At 33.4% G+C, this 4,284-nt stretch carries 3 protein-coding genes; all 3 read left to right on the forward strand.

Features of this window, described 5'->3' with window-relative positions:
• A partial coding sequence (locus tag J6Y29_05535; protein ID MBP5427330.1) for a hypothetical protein occupies window positions 1–333 on the forward strand: 333 nt, incomplete at its 5' end.
• A 61-nt stretch (window positions 334–394) separates the two neighbouring features.
• Complete coding sequence (locus J6Y29_05540) at window positions 395–3,265, forward strand: ankyrin repeat domain-containing protein (protein MBP5427331.1); 2,871 nt, start codon at window positions 395–397, stop codon at window positions 3,263–3,265.
• Window positions 3,266–3,711: 446 nt separating this feature from the next.
• Window positions 3,712–4,284, forward strand: a 573-nt coding sequence (locus J6Y29_05545; protein ID MBP5427332.1) for an ankyrin repeat domain-containing protein, incomplete at its 3' end; no start/stop codon positions are given.

A 4,284-nucleotide genomic window follows, 5' to 3' on the forward strand; every position in this document is an offset into this window, starting at 1 on the left:
AACGAAGGAATAAAGGCTCTTAATCTGCCGTTAGATAATATAGAGAAGGGAATGCCAGATAGACTTAAGGAAATAAGCAATTTAAGAAAGTTTTTTGGTGAAATAAACAAGAATATTAAGCAAGATAAAGCTATTTTTGAGGAATTAAAAGATAGATGGATAAAATATGAGTATGATTTAAACCAATTGACAATTCGTTGCATAAATGTATGTAGTAATTTTAAAAAGGATGAAGCATTATCATCTATAGATAAAAAAAGAAACGTTATAAAGAACGGACCAATTATAGAGGATATCAGCAAAGGTAGCTATTCAAAAGGACGTGAATTATGATAATTACAGGATAGATATAAGCGAGCAGTTTGTTTACATAATATAGGGGGGGCACATTGAGATGGATAGATTTTTAAATGCGATAGATAAGTTCGGGGATACTAAACTTATACGCTCAGTTAGAGATGGAATAGATAATATGGCTAGTGAACTAATAGACATGGGAGCAGATGTAAATGTAGTAAATAAAGATGGAAATACAGCACTTATGTGGGCTGTTATAAATAAAATGTCAAGAATAGCGAAAAAACTAATGTACAATGGAGCAAATATAGAAGTAGAGAATAGGAATGGAAATACAGCACTTATGTGGGCTACTATAAATAAAATGTCAGAGATAGCTGGTGAACTAATAGACATGGGAGCAGATATAAATGTAGTAAATAAAGATGGAAATACAGCACTAATGTATGCGTGTGAGAAAGGTATGACAGAGGTAGCTAGTAAGTTAATAGACAGAGGAGCTGATATAAATATAGTAAATAAATTTGGAGATACGGCACTTATGTATGCGTGTAAGAGAGGAATGGCTGAGGTAGCGAATAAATTAATAGACAGAGGTGCAGATATAAGTGTAGTAAATAAGGATGGATATATAGCACTAATGTACGCGTGTGAGAAAGGTATGACAGAGGTAGCTAGTAAGTTAATAGACAGAGGATCGGATATAAGTGTAGTAAATAAGGATGGATATACAGTACTTATGTACGCGTGCAAGAGAGGAATGGCTGAGACAGCGAATGAGTTAATCGATATAGGATCAGAAATAAATGTGGTGAATAGATTTGGGAATACTGCACTTTTATATGCATGTGAACACGAAATGGCTAATATAGCACATAAGTTAATAGACAGAGGATCGGATATAAATGTAGTAAATAAGGATGGATATACAGTACTTATATTGGCATGCGAGAAGGGTATGGAAGAGGTGGCAAATAGGTTAATAGATTTAGGAGCTAATATAAATGTAGTAAATGGTAGTGGATGTACAGCACTTGCATTTGCACTTGATAGAGGGATATATGAGACAGTGAATAGGTTAATGGACAGAGGAGCGTACGTGAATGTGAAATCTATTTCAGGAGATACGTTACTTATTTATGCGATTAGAAATGGGATGGAGGAGATATCAAATGAGTTAATAGATAGAGGTGCCCATATAAATGTATCAGATAGGAATGGATATACACCACTTATGTTGGCATTTGAGAGAGAAATGGATAAGGTGGCGGATAGGCTAATTAATAGAGGTGCTAATATAAATATGGTAAATAATGATGGAGATACAGTACTTACGTTTGCATGTAGGAGAGGAATGATGGAAGTAGCACATAAATTAATTGACATAGGGGCAGATGTAAACATAATAAATAGAGACGGAGGTACAGCGCTTATGTGGGCGATTATAAAGAAAATGCCAAAGATAGCGAACAGGTTGATAAATAGAGGTGCCAATATAAATATAGTGGATAACGGGCGGAATACTGTACTTGTGTTAGCATGTGAAAAAGGAATGTCAGAGATAGCGAATAAATTAATAGACAGAGGAGCAAATGTAAATGTGATAAATAGGAATGGGGATACACCACTTATGTTGGCGTGTTGGTCAGGAATATCAGGGACAGCTAATAAGTTGATAGATAAAGGAGAAAATATAAATGCAGTAAATGGGAATGGAAATACAGCACTTATGAATGCGTGTGCGAATGGTATGAAAGAGATAGTGGACAAATTAATAGATAGAGGAGCAGATATAAATTCGACAGACGATAATGGAAACACAGCACTTGTATGGGCGTGTTGGAGAGGAAGGACAGAGGTAGCGAATAAGTTAGTGGATAGAGGAGCGAATGTGAATATAAAAGACCAATATGGAAGAACAGTACTTATGTGGGCGTGTGATACAGGAAATATGAAGATAATGGATAAATTAATATATAATGGAGCAGACATAAATTTGGTAGACGATAATGGAAATACAGCACTCATATGGGCTTGTTGGGCGGGTAGGCCAGATATAGCGAATGAGTTGATAGATAGAGGAGCAGATGTAAATATAGCAAACAAAGATGGATATACGGCATTTATGTTAGTATGTGAGAGAGGAATGATAGGGGTAGCAAACAAGTTAATAGACAAAGGGGCAGATATAAATATAGTAGGTAAGTTTGGGAATACTGTACTTTTGTATGCATGTAGATATGGAATGGATGATATAGCGAATAAGTTAATAGACATAGGAGCAGATATAAATGCAGCAAACATAGAAGGAAACACACCGCTTATATTGGCATGTAAGTTTGGCAGGGCAGAGGTAGCGAATAAGTTAATAGACAAAGGAGCAGATTTGAATATAGAAGATAGAGAGGGAAGAGTAGCACTTGGATGGGCGATTATAAAAGGAATGGATGAGATAGTGAGTAAATTAATTGATAGAGGGGCAGAAATTAGAGATAATGATTTTAGAGATGACCTATTAGTTCTTGCGGTTGAAAGAAACAAGAAAAACATAGTTGTAAAATTAATGAATGAAGGAGTTAATATAAAAAGAGTATTGGATAAATTAAATGAGAAGGGTCATAATACTTTTATAAAAGGGGCAAATGAATATTTAATTAAAGAAATAAGAGCTCTTAATATGTCATTAAGGAATATAGAGACTCAAAGTCCGGATAAACTTAAGAAAATAAGCGATTTAAAAAAGTTTTTTGGTGAAATAAACAAGAATATTAAGCCGGAAGAGGAAGTTTTTAAGAAATTGAAGTGTAAATGGATAAAACATGAGTATAATTTAAACCAATTAACAATTCGTTATACAGATATGTGTAGGGATTTAAGGAAAGATGAAGCATCATCATTCGTAAATAAAAGAAGAAAAGTTATAGAGGATATAAGTAGAGGAGACTGTTCAAAAGGACGGGAATTATAATAATTATTTTGTATTTAAATGTTATATTAGATTAGAAACAGATGCATTGAATCCAAGGAAACATTTAGGATAATTAAAAGGAGGAGATGTTATAAAAGAATGTTAAAGAGAGGCTAAAATGATGTAATTCCAGAACTGACACTAATTGTATGTGGTTTCAATTTATAAAAAAATTTTAAGGGGTAGGTAGAAAGAGGCTGTCACAAAAAATAATCAATTATAATATTCGTTATGAAAGTAATTGATTATTTTTTTGTGTAATAGCACCTTTTTTAAAAGTGCAGAAACAACGCCAGGGTACAATTTTTCTATTATCTTATACAAGGACAACAGAAATTGCATACATTACTTCGCACAAAAATGTTGCACCAAAAATAGAAAATATGTTATAATACTATTTGTAAACATATCGTTGTTTATATAATTGAGAAAGTAGGTAGAGGTATATGAAATTTGATGAACAGAAGTATTTTGTTATCGACTGGATGTATCGAAGAACTCAAAATATAGGTAAGATTTTGACATATTTTTCTGTGTTGGGGCTAACACTAATTTTCCCAGGTTTAGGATTTGCATATTTGGCGAGCATGTTAAGTGTAGGTGTTTTAGTGCCTAGTATTGTAAGCTTTACATATGGGACAGTGTATGTTCGATATTTAAAGCCTAAGTATTTTAATTCTTTTCTAAATAAAATTTTAGATTTTACAAATAATAAAGTAGATAGAGCTTTTCGTAGAATGTTCACAAGCTATTGGTGTCTTTCTAGGGCCATAGGAGATCAGTGGAATGAGATTAATATTTTAATTGATAGTTGTATTGATTTAAATATGAGGGATATGTTTGGGAAAAGCTTAATAATGTATGCGTGTAGGGAAGGTATGACAGAGGTAGCGGATAAGTTAATAGACAAAGGAGCAGACGTAAATGTAGTAGATAATATTGGAAGAACAGCCCTAATGCGTGCGTGTTTGAATGATAGGCCAGAGATAGCGGATAAGTTAATAGACAAAGGAGCAGAT

The sequence above is a fragment of the Clostridiales bacterium genome (genome assembly GCA_017961515.1).
In the GTDB taxonomy this organism is placed as follows: domain Bacteria; phylum Bacillota; class Clostridia; order Acetivibrionales; family RGIG10202; genus RGIG10202.